The organism is Bacillus paranthracis (assembly GCF_024296885.1).
Taxonomy (GTDB): Bacteria; Bacillota; Bacilli; order Bacillales; family Bacillaceae_G; genus Bacillus_A; species Bacillus_A paranthracis.
In genome coordinates, this window is sequence record NZ_CP101135.1 from 4,767,953 (window position 1) to 4,788,932 (window position 20,980).

19 protein-coding genes are annotated in these 20,980 nt (G+C 35.7%); 8 read left to right on the plus strand and 11 right to left on the minus strand.

Annotated elements, in window-relative coordinates; translation table 11 throughout:
* Positions 1-184: 184 nt before the first annotated feature.
* Positions 185-625 carry a Dps family protein gene (locus tag NLJ82_RS24810; RefSeq protein ID WP_254754604.1) on the plus strand — a complete coding sequence of 147 codons (441 nt, stop codon included), beginning with the start codon at positions 185-187 and terminating at the stop codon, positions 623-625.
* 401 nt (positions 626-1,026) lie between these two features.
* Positions 1,027-1,224, plus strand: coding sequence for a hypothetical protein (locus NLJ82_RS24815; protein WP_000656322.1), 198 nt, complete (start codon positions 1,027-1,029; stop codon positions 1,222-1,224).
* A 17-nt stretch (positions 1,225-1,241) separates the two neighbouring features.
* Here the strand turns inward: NLJ82_RS24815 and NLJ82_RS24820 are convergent, their stop codons facing one another.
* Entirely contained in the window at positions 1,242-1,523 is a 282-nt protein-coding gene (locus tag NLJ82_RS24820; protein ID WP_000390900.1) for a hypothetical protein, read from the minus strand.
* A gap of 118 nt (positions 1,524-1,641) precedes the next feature.
* On the minus strand, positions 1,642-2,220 hold the full coding sequence (locus NLJ82_RS24825) for an LOG family protein (protein ID WP_001225738.1): 579 nt from the start codon (positions 2,218-2,220) through the stop codon (positions 1,642-1,644).
* 73 nt (positions 2,221-2,293) lie between these two features.
* Between NLJ82_RS24825 and NLJ82_RS24830 the strand changes: the two genes are divergently transcribed.
* Entirely contained in the window at positions 2,294-2,617 is a 324-nt protein-coding gene (locus NLJ82_RS24830; RefSeq protein ID WP_000355748.1) for a MazG nucleotide pyrophosphohydrolase domain-containing protein, read from the plus strand.
* Between the two features lie 53 nt (positions 2,618-2,670).
* Positions 2,671-3,177 carry a ferritin gene (locus NLJ82_RS24835; RefSeq protein WP_000949392.1) on the plus strand — a complete coding sequence of 169 codons (507 nt, stop codon included), beginning with the start codon at positions 2,671-2,673 and terminating at the stop codon, positions 3,175-3,177.
* A gap of 25 nt (positions 3,178-3,202) precedes the next feature.
* Here the strand turns inward: NLJ82_RS24835 and NLJ82_RS24840 are convergent, their stop codons facing one another.
* The 5 genes from NLJ82_RS24840 to NLJ82_RS24860 all read right to left on the minus strand — a co-directional run bounded on the left by NLJ82_RS24840 (position 3,203) and on the right by NLJ82_RS24860 (position 9,746).
* Entirely contained in the window at positions 3,203-3,436 is a 234-nt protein-coding gene (locus tag NLJ82_RS24840; RefSeq protein ID WP_000392431.1) for a hypothetical protein, read from the minus strand.
* Between the two features lie 93 nt (positions 3,437-3,529).
* Positions 3,530-4,711, minus strand: a complete 1,182-nt coding sequence (locus tag NLJ82_RS24845) for a NupC/NupG family nucleoside CNT transporter (protein WP_000706846.1) — start codon at positions 4,709-4,711, stop codon at positions 3,530-3,532.
* Positions 4,712-5,063: 352 nt separating this feature from the next.
* Positions 5,064-6,245, minus strand: coding sequence for a NupC/NupG family nucleoside CNT transporter (locus NLJ82_RS24850; protein ID WP_000673862.1), 1,182 nt, complete (start codon positions 6,243-6,245; stop codon positions 5,064-5,066).
* 296 nt (positions 6,246-6,541) lie between these two features.
* On the minus strand, positions 6,542-7,981 hold the full coding sequence (locus tag NLJ82_RS24855; protein ID WP_000346398.1) for an alanine/glycine:cation symporter family protein: 1,440 nt from the start codon (positions 7,979-7,981) through the stop codon (positions 6,542-6,544).
* Positions 7,982-8,315: 334 nt separating this feature from the next.
* Positions 8,316-9,746, minus strand: coding sequence for an alanine/glycine:cation symporter family protein (locus tag NLJ82_RS24860; protein WP_001022947.1), 1,431 nt, complete (start codon positions 9,744-9,746; stop codon positions 8,316-8,318).
* A 283-nt stretch (positions 9,747-10,029) separates the two neighbouring features.
* Here NLJ82_RS24860 and NLJ82_RS24865 point away from each other — a divergent pair, with 283 nt between their 5' ends.
* On the plus strand, positions 10,030-10,668 hold the full coding sequence (locus NLJ82_RS24865) for an NAD(P)-dependent oxidoreductase (protein WP_000689892.1): 639 nt from the start codon (positions 10,030-10,032) through the stop codon (positions 10,666-10,668).
* Between the two features lie 45 nt (positions 10,669-10,713).
* On the opposite strand, the gene NLJ82_RS24870 is transcribed toward NLJ82_RS24865, so the two are convergent.
* The 4 genes from NLJ82_RS24870 to NLJ82_RS24885 all read right to left on the minus strand — a co-directional run bounded on the left by NLJ82_RS24870 (position 10,714) and on the right by NLJ82_RS24885 (position 18,149).
* Complete coding sequence (locus tag NLJ82_RS24870; RefSeq protein ID WP_000038262.1) at positions 10,714-14,526, minus strand: putative mucin/carbohydrate-binding domain-containing protein; 3,813 nt, start codon at positions 14,524-14,526, stop codon at positions 10,714-10,716.
* Between the two features lie 573 nt (positions 14,527-15,099).
* Positions 15,100-16,020 carry a thioester domain-containing protein gene (locus tag NLJ82_RS24875; protein WP_001022538.1) on the minus strand — a complete coding sequence of 307 codons (921 nt, stop codon included), beginning with the start codon at positions 16,018-16,020 and terminating at the stop codon, positions 15,100-15,102.
* 109 nt (positions 16,021-16,129) lie between these two features.
* Positions 16,130-16,969, minus strand: coding sequence for a glyoxal/methylglyoxal reductase (gene pgoN, locus NLJ82_RS24880; protein ID WP_000793537.1), 840 nt, complete (start codon positions 16,967-16,969; stop codon positions 16,130-16,132).
* Between the two features lie 16 nt (positions 16,970-16,985).
* Positions 16,986-18,149, minus strand: a complete 1,164-nt coding sequence (locus tag NLJ82_RS24885; protein ID WP_003268055.1) for an MFS transporter — start codon at positions 18,147-18,149, stop codon at positions 16,986-16,988.
* A 373-nt stretch (positions 18,150-18,522) separates the two neighbouring features.
* Here NLJ82_RS24885 and NLJ82_RS24890 point away from each other — a divergent pair, with 373 nt between their 5' ends.
* From NLJ82_RS24890 to NLJ82_RS24900, 3 genes are all read left to right on the plus strand, one after another.
* Positions 18,523-18,867 carry a winged helix-turn-helix transcriptional regulator gene (locus NLJ82_RS24890; protein WP_000816344.1) on the plus strand — a complete coding sequence of 115 codons (345 nt, stop codon included), beginning with the start codon at positions 18,523-18,525 and terminating at the stop codon, positions 18,865-18,867.
* Positions 18,868-19,302: 435 nt separating this feature from the next.
* Positions 19,303-19,743 carry a DUF1641 domain-containing protein gene (locus tag NLJ82_RS24895; protein ID WP_001115309.1) on the plus strand — a complete coding sequence of 147 codons (441 nt, stop codon included), beginning with the start codon at positions 19,303-19,305 and terminating at the stop codon, positions 19,741-19,743.
* Positions 19,744-19,787: 44 nt separating this feature from the next.
* Positions 19,788-20,966: an NAD(P)/FAD-dependent oxidoreductase gene (locus NLJ82_RS24900; protein WP_000043204.1), complete on the plus strand. Its 1,179-nt coding sequence runs from the start codon at positions 19,788-19,790 to the stop codon at positions 20,964-20,966.
* Positions 20,967-20,980: the final 14 nt, after the last annotated feature.

The following is a 20,980-nucleotide window of genomic DNA, read 5'->3' on the forward strand; positions in this document are numbered from 1 at the left end:
AACAAGAGCTATATATCAAACAAAATCCCTATTACTCTACAGTAATAGGGATTTTTATTTACACAGTTCATAATTTGTTCAAATTAATTCCAGCAAAAGGGTTGATTTATACGAATTACTAGATTATAATAATTATAAATTAGTAATTGATATCACATAACAACTCAAAAGGAGATTGATCATAATGAACAAACAAGTAATCGAAGTATTAAACAAACAAGTAGCAGACTGGAGCGTTTTATTCACAAAACTACACAACTTCCATTGGTACGTAAAAGGACCTCAATTCTTCACATTACATGAGAAATTCGAAGAACTTTACACAGAATCAGCTACTCACATCGATGAAATTGCAGAACGTATTTTAGCAATTGATGGCAAACCAGTAGCAACAATGAAAGAATACCTAGAAATATCTTCTATTCAAGAAGCAGCATACGGAGAAACTGCAGAAGGGATGGTCGAAGCAATCATGAAAGACTACGAAATGATGCTAGTCGAACTGAAAAAAGGCATGGAAATCGCTCAAAACTCTGACGATGAAATGACATCTGACCTACTACTAGGAATCTACACAGAACTAGAAAAACACGCTTGGATGCTACGTGCGTTCTTGAATCAATAATAGACTTTAAAGCGGAAGCGGCTCGAATGAAGGAGTGAAACAACCGACTGTTCTAGCCGCTGGAGCTGGATATTACTTAAAAGCGGAAGCGGCTCGTTCAGAGTCGCTTTTTTCTATGGAATGGTCGCGCGTGCTGGTACATGAAATTTATATCAACGATTTTCCCTATATATCGACGATTTTTCAAATATATCAACGATTTTTTCATTATATCGACGATTCGACATAGGATATCGACTTACCGACAAATCACGACAATATTAGCACCTCCCTATCCCCACTTTCATCAATATATTACAATCTCTTTTATGCTAAAATATAGGTAACACCCTTTAGTAAAATAGATCCAAAAAGCTTTTCCATATTCATCATTTACTACTTAAATGGCGGGAGTGGTTCAGTTGAAAGACTACTTAATTAGAGCATTTTTTGCATTAATAACAGTTGGGATTGTCTTACTTATAGCTAATATTTTCAACATACGTATCGAGGTGAAAGACTACGCTTTCCTCGTTGTAGTAGCAATTGGTGGCGGCTGGGGTGGCTGGTACTTGTATAAAAAACAAAGTAATCAAAATGATAAAGGCATTCCAAAGTAATACGGAATGCCTCCTTTTTATTTCCGCCTATAATAAATAATGAAATTCAAACCGCTAATACAAACTATCCCAATAAACATATCAAACGACACCGAATCTCCACCTAAATTATACTCATCAACAATAAACCCAGACATAAACAACGCGATCGCCGAAACACCGATACACAATATCGAAATAAACCAAAGCGAAAACTCATTAATCAGCTCTTTCTTCTGTGTTGAAACAATTAGCATAACAAGAATAGATGCCGCTAAAACACATTTAAAAACCGGCCTTAAAAATACGAATTCCTCCATCTATTTCTCCTTTTCCAAAAACATTACACCTTAACATTAACATATTTAACCAAATTAAAAACACATGCCTTTTCAAGATAAAATGACATGTGTTTCCAAAAATCTCTATAAAATTGTATTATGATAGTTGCTTCCACTTCGTTCCTAAAACAGGACGCTCGTAATTTTGTATTTTATGAATGAGTGCATCTGCCGTCTCAGCGGCAACGATTAACTCTTTATTCGATGGATTCATAAATCCTTCTTCTGCTGCACGTTCAACCATTTGCAGAATTGGTCCGTAGAAGCCTTTTATGTTCAATAAACCAACTGGCTTATTATGTATACCAATTTGTGACCAACATACTGCTTCAAATAGCTCTTCAAACGTTCCATATCCGCCTGGTAGTGCAATAAAAGCATCCGCAAGCTCTGCCATTTTCGCTTTACGTTCATGCATCGTTTCTACTTCAATTAATTCTGTTAACCCTGTATGAACGATCTCTCCTCGGAATAGACCGCGCGGCATAACACCTGTTACACGGCCACCTAAGCGAAGAACTTCGTTTGCTACTTCTCCCATTAATCCGACGCAAGAACCACCGTATACAAGCTCATAATCATTCTCAACAAACATTTTACCTAATTCAATTGCCTGCTCTTTGAACTCTGGTCTCTCCCCTAAATTGGAACCTGCAAACACACAAATCTTTCTCATCCTTACACCCCGAAACTATATATTGTTATGATACAATGAACATTGTACAACATATTGAGGGGATGAGAAAGAAATGGATATCGTTGCATTTCAAAGATGGGTTGAGGAATTTTACGAAAAACGAAGCTGGTCACAGTATAATGCCTTTATTCGCTTAAATTTCTTAACCGAGGAAGTTGGGGAAGTTTCACGAGTCGTTCGCGCTATTGAAATCGGCCGCGATCGCCCTGATGAAGATGCGAAAACAGAAGAAGAGCTAAAACAAGAACTAAAGGAAGAACTTGGTGATGTACTATCTAATCTTATTATTCTTTCGCAAAAATATGATTTAGACTTACAAGACATTATGGACGCACACGTAACAAAGCTTTCGAAAAGGTTCGAGACATCTAAATGAGAATATTATCAATTATGGTATAATATTCTTGTCACAATACTAAGGGGGATTTTATGTTATCTAAAAAATTGCACGACGCACTAAACGATCAGATGAACTTTGAGTTTTACTCTGCCCACGCTTATATGGCAATGGCTGCCTACTGTACGGCGGAGAGCTATGATGGATTCGCTAACTTTTTCCTTGTACAAGCTGAAGAAGAACGTTTCCACGCAATGAAGCTTTACAACTACATTAATGACCGCGGTGAGCGCGCTATTATTACTGGATTTGATAATCCAAATAACGAATATGAATCTGTACTGAACGCTTTTGAAGTAGCACTTGAGCACGAGCGTGAAGTAACGAAACGTATTTACAACCTATCTGATATCGCCTGGGATGAGCGTGAACACGCAACAATTACATTCTTAAAATGGTTCGTCGATGAGCAAGTAGAAGAAGAAGCTTCATTCGATAGCATTATCCAAAAATTAAAACGTATTACAAGCGATTCAAACGCATTATTTATGCTAGATGCTGAATTAGAGAAACGTACATTTACGCCTCCAGCTGAGTAGTATTTCAATCACCTTAATGAATGGATTAAGGTGATTTTTTTATTTCTTCTCTAAGTTGAATAACCCTCGCCACATCCTTTTTATAGAGCCCAGAAACCTTTTCAACAAAGTCACTATGAGTAAAAGTTCCATCTCCTTCTTCTACTATGCTCAAATATCCATGTATAAATTTCAAAAACGCTCTAGCATCTTCTCCAGTTAAACGATTAATGTTATCTATAACCTCATCAAACTCCTTTAAAATATCCTGTTCTTCCAACCTAATTTCCCCTCTCTGTATTATTTATCATACCAAAACAAAAAAAGCCGTTCATCCCTCTAGGCGAGAGATAAACGACCTCTTTACTATTTATTAAAGCATAACCCCAACGATAACCGCTGATAATATACTTACTAACGTTGCACCGTATACAAGTTTTAATCCGAATGATGATACAACGTTTGCTTGTTTGCCATCGATACTCTTCGTTGCACCTGCGATAATTCCGATTGATGAGAAGTTCGCAAATGATACAAGGAAGATAGATAAAATACCTACTGTACGAGCTGATAAATCACCAGCTACTTTACCAAGGTCAAGCATTGCAACGAATTCGTTCGTTACTAATTTCGTTGCCATAATTTGTCCTGCTGTTAGCATCTCTGATGTTGGGATACCCATTACGAATGCTAATGGTGAGAAAATGTATCCTAAAATGCTTTGGAATGTGATTCCGAAAATTGAATCGAACACACCATTAATTGCTGTAATTAATGCTACGAAACCGATTAACATCGCCGCTACTGTTACAGCGATAGAGAAACCAAGCATAATATATTCGCCTAACATTTCAAAGAATGTTTGCTTTTTATCTTCTTGTAATTCTAAAATGTCGTCTTCTTCTTTCACGTCATATGGATTAATAATATGAACGATAATGAATCCACTAAATAAGTTTAATACAAGTGCCGTTACTACATATTTTGGATCAATCATTTTCATATAAGAACCGACAATTGACATCGATACTGTAGACATGGAAGATGCACAAAGTGTGTATAAACGATTTTTCGGTAATTTGCTTAATTGATCTTTTACTGTAATGAATACTTCCCCTTGACCAACAATCGCAGCTGCTACTGCATTATATGATTCTAGTTTTCCTAAACCGTTCACTTTACTTAATAGGAAACCGACTGCACGAATGATAATCGGTAAAATTTTAATATGTTGTAAGATCCCAATTAATACTGCTAAGAAAATGATTGGTAATAATACCGTTAAGAAGAATGGTGCTTGTCCATCATTTGCTAGACCACCAAATACGAAATTAACCCCTGCTTCCGCAAATTTTAAAATAGCGCCAAACCCATCTGCAATCCCTTTTACTAATACAAATCCGACCTTTGTATTCAGTAAGAAATATGCAAGTACCAATTGAATGACAAGCATAAGTGCAATTGGTTTATATTTAATTTTCTTACGATCTGAACTGATAAGGAAACCTAGTACAAATACTACAAGTAAACCGACTAGAAACATTACTATTTTCATATGTGAATCCTCCACTTCTCCCACGAGTTATTGGTCGTATAACGTATAACGAATGACGTCTGACCATTGATGTTAAAAAAATTTAAAACCCCTAAATACTATTCAACTGTTATCTAAAATCAGTAAGCGTTTACATAAATTGCAATTTATTAAAGGTAGCCTCTTCTCTCCTACCATACTTGAAAGTCTGAAATTGATACCACCTACAAATCAAATTGTAAGCGTTATCTAACTGAAAAGCAATATAAATTTAAAAAGATTTTTATATGTTAATATATTCCTAATTAATTGGTTTTTCTATGCAAATTTACCATAAAAAAATAGCCCTAGCTATGAGCTAGGACCATCTTTTTTATAACATAACACCAACGATAATCGCTGATAGAATACTTACTAATGTCGCACCGTACACAAGGCGTAGACCGAATGATGATACAACATTTGATTGATTTTCATCGATACCTTTCGTTGCACCTGCGATAATTCCGATTGATGAGAAGTTGGCAAATGATACAAGGAATACAGAAAGAATACCAACTGTACGACCTGATAAATCACCAGCTACTTTTCCAAGATCAAGCATCGCAACAAATTCGTTTGATACTAATTTCGTTGCCATAATTTGTCCCGCTGTTACCATCTCTGCTTGCGGAATACCCATTACGAATGCTAATGGTGAGAAAATGTATCCTAAAATAGCTTGGAATGTAATACCGAACATAGAATCAAACAAGCTATTGATTGCTGTAATTAATGCTACGAAACCAAGTAACATCGCTGCTACTGTTATCGCGATTGTGAAACCAAGCATAATGTACTCGCTCAGCATTTCAAAGAACGATTGTTTTTTCTTATTTTCTAATTTCAGTGTATCTTCTTCTTCTGTAATATCGTACGGGTTAATAATATGAATAATAATGAAACCACTAAATAAATTTAATACAAGTGCTGTTACTACATATTTTGGTTCGATCATTTTCATGTAAGAACCGACGATTGACATCGATACTGTCGACATAGAAGATGCACATAATGTATATAAACGGTGTTTTGGGATTTTACTTAATTGATCTTTTACTGTAATAAATACTTCCGCTTGCCCAACAATGGCAGCTGCTACTGCGTTATATGATTCTAATTTTCCTAGACCATTTACTTTACTTAACAACGTACCAATAGCACGAATAAATATCGGTAAAATTTTAAAGTGTTGCAGAATTCCAATTAAAACGGCAAAGAATACGATTGGTAATAACGCTGTTAAGAAGAATGAAACCTCTCCTTTATTAACAAGGCCACCAAATACGAAAACGATTCCAGCTTCTGCATATCCAAGAAGCGCGCCAAATCCATCTGAAATTCCTTTTACCAAAATATAACCAACTTGTGTATTTAATAAGAAATAAGATAATGCTAGCTGAATAATAAGCATAATTGCGATTGGTTTATACTTAATCTTCTTTCGATCGGAGCTTATAAGAAAACCGAGTACAAATACAACGAGTAATCCTACAAGAAACATAACAAACTTCATTAATAAAATCCTCCATTTAACTCTTCATTAACGTTGAACGTCTGACCACTCAAAACAAGAAATAATCCGAACTTTCCATTTCTCCTCCAAAACCTTCAATCGTATAGGAAAAATCATAAAACCTCTTGTTTCAAAGGCATTTTCCATTCTAACATAAATCACATCTCATATCCGCACTTTTCTTAAAAAAATTACATTTTATTATGAAACATCAATTAATGTTCGTCTTTTACTTCTAACAAATAACTAACTAAAACAAAAAAATGAGCATCAAGTTTCACTTGATGCCCATTCCATTATACCGCTTTTTCTTTATCTGCTACTTGCTCTTCCCAGCACTCTGTATTTTTCAGACCTGGAATTGAATTCGCATAGAAGACTGGATCTTTTCCTTGTTTCTTTTGCTTTACATAATCTGATAATGCCGCAAAAGCGTACTTAGAAAGGAATACGATTGCCACTAAGTTAATAACAGCCATAATACCCATGAATAAATCTGCTAAATCCCAAACGATTTGAATTGTTGCTACAGAACCTAACATAACCATACCAAGTACAGCAATGCGGTAAGCTGTTAATAGCACTTTACTTCCATTTAAGAATTCAATATTCGTTTCACCATAGTAGTAGTTACCTACTAATGAACTAAATGCAAACAAGAAGATTGCAACTGCTACAAATATAGAAGCCCATGGACCGATATGTTGACTTAACGCTTGTTGCGTTAATTGAATACCATTTAAATCAGCTGCATTATGCACATCTGATAAAAGAATGATAAATGCTGTACAACTACAAATTAATAATGTATCTGTAAATACCCCTAAAGCTTGAATGAAACCTTGTTTAACTGGGTGCGTTACGTTTGCAGTCGCAGCTGCGTTCGGCGCACTACCCATACCTGCTTCATTTGAGAATAATCCGCGTTTTACCCCTAATAAAATCGCAGCACCTAATCCCCCGCCTACTACTTCTTTAATTCCGAAAGCATGTAAGAAAATTTCTTTAAATACATACGGAATTGCCGTAATGTTTGTTACAACAACGAATAATGCCACTGCTACATAAATGATTGCCATTACTGGAACGATCATTTCAACCGCGCGAGCAATTCGTTTTACTCCGCCGAAAATAATAACTGCAAGTAGACCAGCCATTACAAGACCTACTAATCTACTATCTGTTTTGAATGCCCCATCAAAAGCAGCTGCTACAGTATTAGATTGTACAGCGTTAAAAATTAATCCGAAACTTACTGTTATTAATACAGAGAAAATAGCTCCAAGCCAGCGTTTATTTAAACCCTTTTCCATATAATACGCTGGGCCACCACGGAACGTATTCCCATCTTTTACTTTATAAATTTGCGCTAATGTGCTCTCTACAAATGCAGAAGCACCCCCAATTACCGCGATTAACCACATCCAAAATACTGCGCCTGGTCCACCTGCTGAAATTGCGATAGCTACACCAGCTAAGTTACCAGTACCTACACGAGAAGCTGTACTCATACAAAATGCTTGGAATGATGATACACCACTCTTCTCTTTTTGCGCTTTCCTCGTTTTCGAGCTTGCCCCATCCCCAAGCAATCGAATCATTTCACCGAAGTAACGAACTTGGACAAATTTCACACGGAATGAAAAGTAGAGTCCTAACCCAATTAACATCGCAATAATGATATATGACCAAAGGACATTATTCACATCCCCAATTACCTTAGCTAAAAAATCCATAATTGCATTGCCCCCTCTTCCTAACAATAAGAAAATTATATTCTAAAAACTCTTAGTAATCAAGAACTTTATGTCAGGTTTTCTAACATAAGAAAGTTAACTTACTTAACATATGTGTTTTTTACGCAAAATTATAACTAGTACGCGCATGTATCCAATACTAAATCACTCATCCTATGCGACCAGCCCTACCTTTAAGACAGTACGTTCCCTACAAATAATATGAGAAATGAACAAACAAAAATTATATTAATAATTACCTCTCACCCTTTTCATCCTTTACTACAACAAAAAAAGGCGAGCATCGAATTCAACTCGATGCTCGCCTTTTCATTTACACTGCTTTTTCTTTATCCGTTACCGCTGACTTATCCCAACACTCTGTATTCGTTAAACCAGGAATAGAATCTGCACGGAAGACTGGATCTTTTCCTTGTTTCTTTTGCCTTACATAGTCTGCCAATGCCGCATACGCAAATCGGCCAAGAAGTGTAATCGCAATTAAATTTGTGATTACCATTAGACCCATAAATAAGTCTGCCATATTCCATACAACTTGAAGCGTCGCAACAGAACCGAATAATACCATTCCCACTACCGCAATACGGTAAATTGTTAACCAAGTTTTACTTTGTTTAATGAATTCAATATTCGTTTCACCATAATAGTAGTTTCCTAAAAGTGAACTAAACGCAAATAAGAAAATAATAATCGCTAAGAAGCTACTTGCCCATGGGCCAATTTGTGAACTTAATGCATTTTGTGTTAGTTCAATACCTTCTAAATTCGTTGCTTTATATGCACCAGAACATAGTACGATAAACGCTGTTGATGTACATACTAAGAATGTATCTACTAATACGCCAATTGTTTGAATAAAACCTTGCTTTGCCGGATGCGTTACATCAGCTGTTGCTGCCGCATTCGGAGCACTACCCATACCTGCTTCGTTCGCAAATAATCCGCGCTGAATACCATATTTCATCGCAGCACCGATACCGCCACCTACAGCTGAATCTAAACCGAATGCACCTTTAAAGATTTCTGTAAACACATCTGGTATTAAATAGAAGTTTTTAATGACAACGAAAATAGCTACCGCAATATAAATAAGCGCCATTGGCGGAACAATCATTTCCGACATACGTGCGATACTTTTTACACCACCAAAAATAATAACTGCAACTAATACAGCTAATACAATCCCAACAATATAACGTTCTAAACCAAATGCATTTTTAAACGCTAATGTAACTGTATTTGCTTGTACTGAGTTGAAAATTAAACCGTAACTAACTGTAATAAGGATAGAAAACCAAATTCCCATCCAACGTTTATTTAAACCTTTTTCCATATAATAAGCAGGACCACCACGGAAGCCACTGCCATCTTTTACTTTATAAATTTGGGCAAGCGTACTTTCTACAAAACTTGAAGACGCTCCAATAATCGCAATAACCCACATCCAAAATACTGCTCCAGGTCCTCCCATAGAAATCGCTAAAGCTACCCCAGCTAAGTTACCGATACCAATACGGGCTGCTGAACTCATACAAAATGCTTGGAAAGAAGATACACTACCTTTTTTACGCGTCTTTCCAGTTAATCCATCACTCATTAATCGAACCATTTCCCCTAAATGAGTAATTTGTACGAATTTCAATTTAATAGAAAAATAAAGACCTAAACCAATTAACATTGCAATAAGAATATACGACCAAAGAATTGTATTCGTCGATGAAACGAATTGTTCCAAAATATTCATACAATTAACCCCTCCTTTTCTCCATAAAACGAATTATATTTAAAAAATATTTAAAAATCAACATTTTTCGACAATTTTCGATTTCCAAATATTAGAGGTTTCATGACTCCTCTTTTTAGCAAATGTACATACTAAAACAAAAAAACAAATTCCTAAACAACCCATTGACAAAAATACTGACCTGTAACTATAATGATTACAACAGGTTGTAACAAACCTAATTACAATACATTCATTCACTTTCAGATATACACTTTAACAAAACACTTTGGAGGGATTTATTATGAAAATCGGAATTATTGGAGCAACTGGTAAAGCAGGAAGTCGTATTTTAAAAGAAGCATTGGATCGCGGACATGAAGTAACTGCAATCGTAAGAAACGCTGCAAAAATTACAGAAGAAAATGTAAAAGTTTTAGAGAAAGATGTATTCTCTCTTACATCTAACGACCTACAAGCATTCGATGTAGTTGTAAATGCATTCGGTGCTCCAGCAGGCGAAGAACACCTTCACGTAGATGCAGGAAATGTACTAATTGAAGCTATGAAAGGTGCACCTAACACAAAATTACTTGTAGTTGGCGGCGCTGGAAGCTTATTTGTAGACGAAGAGAAAACAACACGTGTATTTGATACACCAGGTTTCCCGAAAGAATACCTTGCAACTGCTCAAAACCAAGGCAAAAACTTAGAAATCTTACAACAAACAAATGACATCACTTGGACATTCATCAGCCCTTCTGCACTATTCGCATTAGGAAAACGCACTGGTTCTTACCAAGCTGGTAAAGACAACCTCCTTGTGAACGCAAAAGGTGATAGCTACGTAAGTTACGAAGACTTCGCAGTAGCAGCACTTGATGAAATCGAAAGTCCAAAACACGTAAACGAACGCTTCACAGTTGTTTCTGAAGCTGAATAATAAAGAAAAGCTCGTAAAACATAGTGTTTTACGAGCTTTTTCTTATTATTGCACTTGCTCTAATCCATTTTGAGTAATCTTAAAGGATATTTCTTGCCCCTTCATCGCATCCTCTTTTTTAACTAACTCATTCTTTTTGTACCAATTCAAACGACTCGGTTCCGCATGGTATACTTTCAGCACATCTCCATACTCAAATGCCGTTCCATTTACTTGCCCAGCAAAATTCTTTGAAGTCTCTTGTCCTTCTGCCGTTACATGCTTTTTCTTATTTCCATTTTGATCATAAATCGTAAGGCCTATATACTGCTCATTTACAAAGCGATAATGAATCTCCTCATTTGTAAATGTTGCATGTAATTTCTTTTCAGCGTGGTTTAACGTAACAATTGAACGTGTAACATCGGACACACCTTGATAGACTAGACTATCCCCATATGTCACTTCTACAGGAACTTCCGTCACCTTCTTATTTCCAAATCGATCTTTCGTTTCTACTTTCACTTTTTGCTGACCAATTTTTGTCGTATCTATTTCCCCTACAAAACCTACTACTTCTCCACCCTGTACTTCAACAAAGTTCTTCGCGTCTAGCGTTTCGCTATTTGTTCCGATTACTACTTGCTGCGGATTTGCTTTTACTGTTTGCTCACCGTCTAATCTTTCAAATCCATTTTCAGTTATTTTGAAGACTAATTCCTTTATCTCTTTACTTTTTCCTTCGCCCACATATACATCTTTTTGATACCAATGTAAACGAGAAGATTCCGCATGATATACTTTCACTACATCTCCATACTCAAATGCAATTCCATTTACTTCCTTAGCAAATTCTTGCGTATTCTCTAAACCTTTTACTGCTATATTTTTCTTCACTCTTCCTTCTTTATCGTACAATGTGAATTCAAAATACTTTTCATCTTTAAAGTAATCATGAATTAGGTTCTTTGTATCTGTCGCACTCAGTTTTTTCGTATCATGATGCAAAGTTACAATTGATTTCAAGTCACCATCTCTATAGCTCAGTCCATATACAAGTAGGCTATCTCCATATGTTACTGTTAGAGGAACTTCTGTCACTTTCTTATTTCCAAATCGATCTTTCGTTTCTACTTTTACTTTTTGTTCACCGATTTTTGTTGTATTTGGTTTTTCTACAAATCCAACTACTTCTCCATCTTTTACTTCAACAAAGTTTTTTGCATTTATTTTCTCTACATCTGTTCCGATTACTACCTTCTGTGGTACTGCTTTTACCTCTTGTAAAGTTTCCATTCTTTCAAAGCCTTTTTCAGTTACCTTGAAGAATAATTCTTTTTCTACTTTCGCCTTACCTTGGCCAGCAAGGCTATTATTTTGATACCATTTCAAGCGGTCCGGTTCTGCATGGAATACTTTTACTACATCACCATATTCAAACTGCATTCCACTCACTTGCTCCGCAAATTTCTTTGAAGTTTCTTGCCCTTCCGCTGTTACACGCTTTTTTGTGTTCCCATTTTGATCATATAGCGTAATCCCCATATACTCTTCATTTACATAACGATAATGAACAGGATTACCTGTAAACGTTGCGTGCAGTTCCTTTTTATCATGTTGCAATGTTACAACCGAACGTATTGCATTATCGTTAGCATGAAATACTAAACTATCTCCATAAATTACTTCAAGCGGCACTTCTGTTATCTTCTTATTTCCAAAAGCATCCTTCGTCTCTATTTTTACTTTTTGTTCTCCAATTTTTGATGTATTTGGTTTTTCTACAAAACCAACCACTTCTCCATCTTTTACTTGTACGAATTCTTTCGGATCTAGTTTGTCTACATCCATTCCGACTACTACTTTTTGCAGTTTCGCCGTCACTTCTTGTAAACTATCTTTTAATTCGAACCCTTGCTCAGTTATTTGGAATAATTTCTCTTTTTTATTTTTAACTTTTCCTTGATCTACAAGTTCGTTATTTTTAAACCACTTCAAACGGCTTGGTTCTGCGTGGAATACTTTTATTACATCACCATATTCAAAATCCAATTCATTTAGTTCCATCGCAAATCTTTTTCCCGTTTCTTGTCCTTCTGCTGATACACGTTTCTTTTCAATCCCATTTCGATCATATAGCGTTAAGCCCATATATTCTTCTTTTTCAAAACGGTAATGTATTTCATTATTAGTAAAGTTTACATTTAATTTCTTCTTATTGTGGTGAAGTGTCACTGTCGACATTACATCATCTGAAAGTCCTTGAAAAACTATACTGTCATCATAAAATCCGTTAACTTGGACAGGAATTGAATTTTTATTTCCTTTCTCATCCCCAATTTCTACCAACACTTCCTGTTTCCCATTCTCTAATTTAGGCCATACAATCTTTCCTGTTACTTTTACATTCTCACCTAAATTTCGAACAAGCTTACTTGCTTCATTCTCGTCAGAATCTGTACCAACTAAAAGATTTTGTACTTCATTAGCAGGTTCACCATATGGAACCTTATACAGTTCAACTTGCTTCTCACGAATATCATTACTATCTGTAGCTTTCCAGATTTCCTTTTCTAATTTAGGTAACTTTGATTTTTCTATTTTCTCTCTAATATCATCATTTGGTGTTAATCCCCACTCCTCAAAGAAAGGAATTAAATTTTGCCCTGCCACTTTTGATGTCATATAAATAAATAGCTGCTTTTTCTCTTCATCAGAATGAGGCATTTCACTCTGAGGTAACAAACGATAAGCTTGATGTAACCTAGGATAAAAATGTTCTCCATACACTACATTTAATTGCCAAAACATTGTAAGAGGATTAATGTCATCAATGAATCTTTCTGCTTTAGGCTTCTCTAAATACTCAAATGAGTTTTTATAGTGCTCATCCATTTCTAATTGATTCCCTAACGCCTTTTGAACAGCTAATGAGTAAATATTTACTGTTACTTCCCTTACTTTAGACCACTTCCACGGTTCTTGCTGATGTAAATGACCAACTTCATGCCACGGTCCCCATCCATCCTTCTCAAGTACCTCTATATCTAAAACTCTATTCATTGCAGTTGGAATATATCCTGTATGATAATGTTTCGCAAACATAAAGTCCCCTTTAGCAGGCTTCCGTTTTTCAACAAACTGAACATAATGAGTTGGAGATTTTGCAACCCCAACACTGTCCTCAGATAATCCTGCCACTGCGTTTTCTAAACGGATAATCTTATCATGCAATTTCATTAAATCTGTTGGATCCGTATTCTTCATATATTTCTGCACAGAATCGTAAGTAGTAGTAATTAAGCTTCTCTCACCTTTTAATTCAACTGCATAAGGATCCTTATATTTTTTTAACATTTCATCCCAATCTTTTTTCGTATGCTTACCTAAAATAAATAAAGGAAAGTGACTACCACCATTTGTAACGGAAGCTGTTACTTCTCCTTCGTTATTCATATTATAAAAATATAAAATACCGCCTCTTGAAGATGAAATAACATTTTTTCCTGGTTTTAAATCAAACTCCTCTGGGTCCTTTTCATCATAAGATCTCGTTCCAATAAAAGCTTGGATAGACTGCGTTCCTTTTATGTCAATTGTAATCTCTTCATTTGGCTCTGCATAAATTCCAGTCGGTTCATTAGCGGAAAGTTTCCAAGTAACTCTTAAACGATTATTTTCTTCTTCTACGCTACCTTTCCCCGGCAACTGAAATACCCTTTGCTCAAACTTATTCTCTTGAACCTCTTCTAAATTCCCACCCTTATTCTCTTCCAAAGGCGCCGCATATCCTTTTGATGCTTCAAAAGCTACTGGTGATAATAATGTAGATATACATATACCTGCTACCAATACCCTACTCTTTTTCTTCTTCGACATAATCTGTGTCCCCTGTTCCTTTATTTAGAAAAACCATCCTATATATTTATTTAATGAAAAATCCTATTATTTTTATAAAGACATTTAATAAATAGACGAACACCTCGCGCACCTGTATCTATTACTACCGCATTTCCCTCCATGTATTCGCTTTCTTACATTTGTAAAATTTTTATGTAATATGCCCTCCTCACTTCTCTCTATTTGTGATGAGTTCTCTTTGTACATAAAAAGAGAATAGTAAAAGATACACTTTAGTATTGTCATCTATACATCTAAAAATAAAAATAGTAATAAAACCTTACATTTTCTTTATATTTGACCATCTATAGGTAGTTTTTCCAACTGAATTGTACACGCTTTACACTTTGTTTGATAGACTTTTCAATTAGAATAATGTTACAATTTTGTGAATTTAATCTGTTAATCTTAACGTTTGGATTTTATTATATTTTGTTATTTCCAAATAGCTTTTAAAGTACAAACACAGTGTTTTATTTAGTTAATAATTATCTTAATATAATTTAAAATTTCATATATAAAAAGCATTGGTTAACACCAATGCTTTCATCCTTATCTTTTATATTGATTCGGTTTATGCGGTTCGTTTGGAGTATGTGGTTTATTATTATCATGACCATTTCCTTTTTTCCAGCTCACTGATAACTCCGGACTTGTTTCTTCTTCACTGCGCTCAAGTAATACGACTGCATTTTGAATTGTCGGTGTGCCTTTATGCGCAATGCCTTGTAGTTTCGTTAATTTTCCTATTACTTTAAAGCTAAATCCACCAGCTGGTGTTTGTTTCGGAACTAAAATGCGGAACTTTTCTCCTACATTAAATTCTGTTTTTGCTTCGCCTTTTTCATTTACAAATTTGGCTCCCGTTGGTGCACCTGTTGCTTGCACTTTGTACGTTCCGCTTTTTGCATTTGTGTCTACTGTATATAAGCCTGTTTCAAAGAAATCATTTTTTAATACTGCTTCTTGTTCTTCTGTAGGAGTTACACTCATCGTAATTTCTTGTAACTCATCACTAGCACTTGCTTTTGCAACGATATCTTTCGTTACCTTTTCTACATTTTTATTGCGGAAATCTAAATCATTAATATCGATTTGCTTTAACGCATTCCATACTGCAAGCTGCGTTGCATAATGTGCTTCTCTCCAATCAGAAACACCTAATTCTTGTGGACTCTTTTGTGGATATCCATTTAATAATACACGGTATACGTTAATATCCACTTTCCCCATTTCCGGTAAATCTTGACCGCTTGGAGATTTCAAATCTACATTTAAGCAAAAAGCAATTTTGCCATCTGCCGTTTTAATAAGCTCTGTTCGGATTGGTTTCTTCTTGGACTTACTATAACTCCAATCCATTTGATACTTTGTATGGTCCATCACTTCTGCGAATGCTTTTTGAAGTGGGAATAACACAAATAAAACACTTAAAAACATAGCTAAAAGTTTGAACGATTGCTTTATATTCATGTTTACAGCCCCTTAATAACAAACTTAATACTAAGTAGTATTTATTTAGAAACTGTTTTTATGCACAAAAAAAGAGCGCTTTTACGCACTCTTTTTTCTTACCTTAATCTTAGAAATCGAAGTTATCAGGATCTGGACCAACGCGGTGATTTTGATTTAACGCATCGATTTTTTCCATATCTTCTTTCGTTAATTCAAAGTTAAATACATCAGCGTTTGCAATAATGCGGTGTTCTTTCGTTGATTTTGGAATTGTAATTACTCCATTTTGAAGATCCCAACGTAAAATAACTTGCGCTGTTGTTTTACCGTGTTTCTCAGCAATCTCTTGTAATGTTTCGTTATCTAATAATTGACCTTGCATTAATGGTGACCATGCTTCCATTTGAATACCTTGTTCTTTACAGAAAGCTTGTACTTCTTTTTGTGTTAAACGAGGGTGGTATTCTACTTGGTTAATCATCGGCTTGATTTCTGCATCTTTCATTACATCTTGTAAGTGATGTACTTGGAAGTTACTTACACCAATTGCACGTACGCGCTTTTCTTTATAAAGTGTTTCTAACGCTCTCCATGTATCTTTATATTTTCCTTCTACAGGCCAGTGAACAAGATACAGATCTAAATAATCTAGTTCTAATTTTTTTAAGCTCTCTTCATATGCAGCAATTGTTTCTTCATATCCTTGATCTGCGTTCCATACTTTTGAAGTGATGAATAAATCTTCTCTTGAAATACCAGTTGCTTCGATACCTGCACGGATTCCTTCACCTACAGCTTTTTCATTTCCGTAAATTGCAGCTGTATCGATGCTGCGGTATCCTGCTTTAATCGCTGATTTTACAGCTTCTACAAGTTCTGGTCCTTCTTCTACTTTAAATACACCTAAACCGAACCAAGGCATTTCTACACCGTTATTTAATACTGCTTTACTTTGTAAGTTTTTCATTTTATTTTCTCTCCTTTTATTTTACTTGATCTCTTTTTTCTAATGTCATGCTCCACGCTGTTAAAATCACAGCGGCTACTACCATAAGGCCACCTACCCAAGCAGTATGGATTAATCCTAAAGAATTCGTTACAAGGCCACCTATATAAGAACCTAAAGCGATCCCTCCGTTAAATGCGGCAATATTAATTGCTGAAGCAACATCCACCGCACTCGGAACAAAGCGCTCTGCCAATATAACTACATATACTTGTAGCCCCGGAACATTCATAAATGCGAATAGTCCCATGAAAATAATTGTGATTAATCCAGCTACTTTAAATGGCGCTGTAAATGTTAAAACAAATAATATAATCGCTTGAATCAAGAACATGTAAAATAGCGCTCGAATCGGATTATGATTCGATAATTTTCCGCCAACCATATTCCCTATCGCAATTGCAATTCCATACACTAATAAAATGATGGTAACCGTACTTGCTTCAAACCCTGTTACTTCTTGTAATAGTGGTGATAAATACGTAAATGTTACGAACGTACCGCCGTATCCAAGTGCAGTAATAATGAAAACAAGTAACAGTCTTCCATTTTTAATTAATTTGAATTGATCACGAAACGATACAGGTACACCATTTTTTAAATTAGATGGGACGAGTATGCTGTTCGCAATGAAAGCAATAATTCCGATTACAACAATCGCCATAAATGACGCTCTCCAGCCAAACTCTTGACCGATAAACGTTCCAATTGGCACACCTGTAATAGTTGCAACTGTTAATCCAGTAAACATAATAGCAATGGCACTAGCACGTTTATTCTCTGGTACGATTGCTGCCGCGATTGTAGATCCAATTGACATAAACACACCATGTGCAAATGCAGATACAACCCTTGCAATAATTAATATGGTGAAGCTTGTTGCTAATGCCGCAATACCATTACCAATAATGAAGATAACCATAATCCACATTAATAATGTCTTTCTCGACATACTAGCCGTTAACGCTGTTAAAACAGGAGCTCCTACTGCCGCTCCTAACGCATATAGAGAAACAGTTAAACCAGCTGTTGTAACAGAAACATTTAAATCTTTTGAAATAGATGGTAATAAACCGACACTAATAAACTCGGTTGTACCAATCCCGAACGCACTAATTGCTAGTGCTAATAAAGCAAACATACTTCTTCGGTTCGTCTGAACTTCTGAAGATGGTACTGTATATGAACTCAATTGAATTCCTCCTTATTACAAGAAATCCAATCATAATAGTGCGATAAAAAGGACCTTTTATCTTCTAAAAAATATATTTAATCTCTACAAATGCTATTATGAATGGTTTCATTCTTTTTTTGAAGAACGCACTTTAAAGTACGATAGGCACCAAAAAGTAACATAGTCACTTTTCAGTACCGTACTACTCATTTGCCTCTTACATGTGCTATTATGAAACATATTTAACATGATAAAAAGTACGTACTTTAAAGTGCTATAGGTACTAAAAAGTAACATTTGTATGATTTAACTTATTTTACTCACAATGGGAGGGTTTCATATGAAGCAATACAATATTCCTGTAGAGGCAACTTTAGAAGTTATCGGCGGCAAATGGAAAGTTGTTATCCTTTGTCACTTAACGAAAGGTACAAAGAGAACGAGTGAATTAAAACGCTCAATGCCTGGTATTACACAAAAAATGTTAACACAACAATTACGTGAATTAGAAGACGACGGCGTTATTCAAAGAAAAGTATACAACCAAGTCCCACCAAAAGTAGAATATTCTCTTACTGATTACGGTTGGTCTTTAGAATCCATTCTTGATTCTCTTTGTTCTTGGGGCGAATGCCATCTTGAAAAAGAAGGTAAGACATCGATGCTAATTGCGGAAGGTGAATAATAGGAAAAAGGAAAAAACGAACATGAATTTGTTCATTTTTTCCTTTTTTTCTTATTATATATGTACATTTCTAACTGAAACAAAATATTTTATACGCTTTCATACCTTGTCAGTACTACGTTATACGCTCGATATGAAATAATTAGGAATCATTTTTATGTTAACATAGGTGTATATAGTATATAATATAGGATATATATTATATACACTTTCCGGTAACGGAGCTTTTCCATTATGCGGACAAGCCATATATCGGACAGTTCATAAATAATAAGTAAGACGTTATGGTTTTAGATTTATGTTTGCAGCTTACTTGCTGTCATAAATTTAAAGGCATTTTATTGTGTTTTGTGAAACTTTGTATAAAGTTTCGTAACCGTTTACTATCTTACTTATCAAAAATAAGAGTATTGCTATCGTAAAGGAGAATTGGAGATGCCAGAAACTATGACTCAAACAAAGCCAGAACAAGAAACTGTACAAATTTCTGCTAGCCAAGGACAACTTGATGTACTTGATCAGTTGTTAAAACCTGAGGTACAAGAATCATTAACAACACTAGTAGAACAGCTTCCAAAATTAACTGAGCTTGTTAACATTTTAACTAAGTCTTATGACTTCGCTCAAACTGTTGCTACTGATGAAGTATTAAAAAGCGACACTGTTGGTGCAATCACAGAGCTTGTAGAACCTGTAAAAGATACAGTGAAAAGCATGGCTGCAACTGCAATCGAAGCGAAAGATCGTGCTGACGAAAGCAACGAAGTTATCGGCCTATTCGGTCTTTTAAAATTACTAAAAGATCCACAAGCACAAAAAATGTTCCGCTTTGTGAACGCATATCTTCAAATTAGTGCAGAACGTAACAATAAATAAGTTAACTTATAACAACAATTAGTAAAGACGGGGGATATCATACTATGTCAAAACAAATTGTCATCTTAGGCGCTGGTTATGGCGGTCTTCTTGCCGCTTTAAACGTACGTAAATATTACAGCAAATCAGAAGCACAAGTTACAGTGATTAACCAATACCCAACACACCAAATTATCACTGAACTACACCGCCTTGCAGCTGGTAACGTGTCTGAGCAAGCAGTTGCAATGCCACTTACAAAGCTTTTCAAAGGTAAAGATATCGATCTAAAAATCGCAACAGTTGAGTCATTCTCAGTTGATAGCAAAGAAATCAAATTAGCTGGCGGCACTACTTTATCTTACGATGCACTTGTAGTTGCTTTAGGAAGTAAAACTGCTTACTTCGGTATTCCAGGACTAGAAGAAAACAGCATGGTATTAAAATCTGCTGCTGATGCAAACAAAATCTACAAACACGTTGAAGACCGTATTCGTGAATACGCGAAAACGAAAAACGAAGCTGATGCTACAATCGTAATCGGTGGTGGCGGATTAACTGGCGTTGAGCTAGTTGGTGAGCTTGCTGACATTATGCCTAAACTTGCAAAAAGCCACGGCGTAAATCCAAAAGAAGTGAAACTTCTTCTTGTTGAAGCAGGTCCAAAAATCCTTCCAGTATTACCAGACCACTTAATCGAACGTGCAACTACTAGCCTAGAAGCACGCGGCGTTACATTCTTAACTGGTCTTCCTGTAACAAACGTTGCTGGCAATGAAATTGACTTAAAAGACGGTCAAAAACTTGTTGCTAACACATTCGTTTGGACGGGCGGCGTTCAAGGTAACCCACTAATCGGTGAATCAGGTCTTGAAGTAAACCGTGGTCGTGCAACAGTTGATGCATACCTACAATCTACTTCTCACAAAAACGTATTCGTTGCTGGAGACAGCGCTGTTGTCTTCGCTCCAGACGGACGTCCATACCCACCAACTGCACAAATCGCTTGGCAAATGGGTGAGTTAATTGGATACAACTTATACGCAGCACTAGAAGGCAAAGCATTCGAAGAGTTCGCACCTGTAAACTCTGGAACACTTGCTAGTCTAGGACGTAAAGATGCGGTTGCTACAATCGGAGCAAGCAATACTCCACTTAAAGGCTTACCAGCATCATTAATGAAAGAAGCAAGTAACGTTCGTTACTTATCACACATTAAAGGTCTATTCAGCTTAGCTTACTAATCTGAATATAAGCC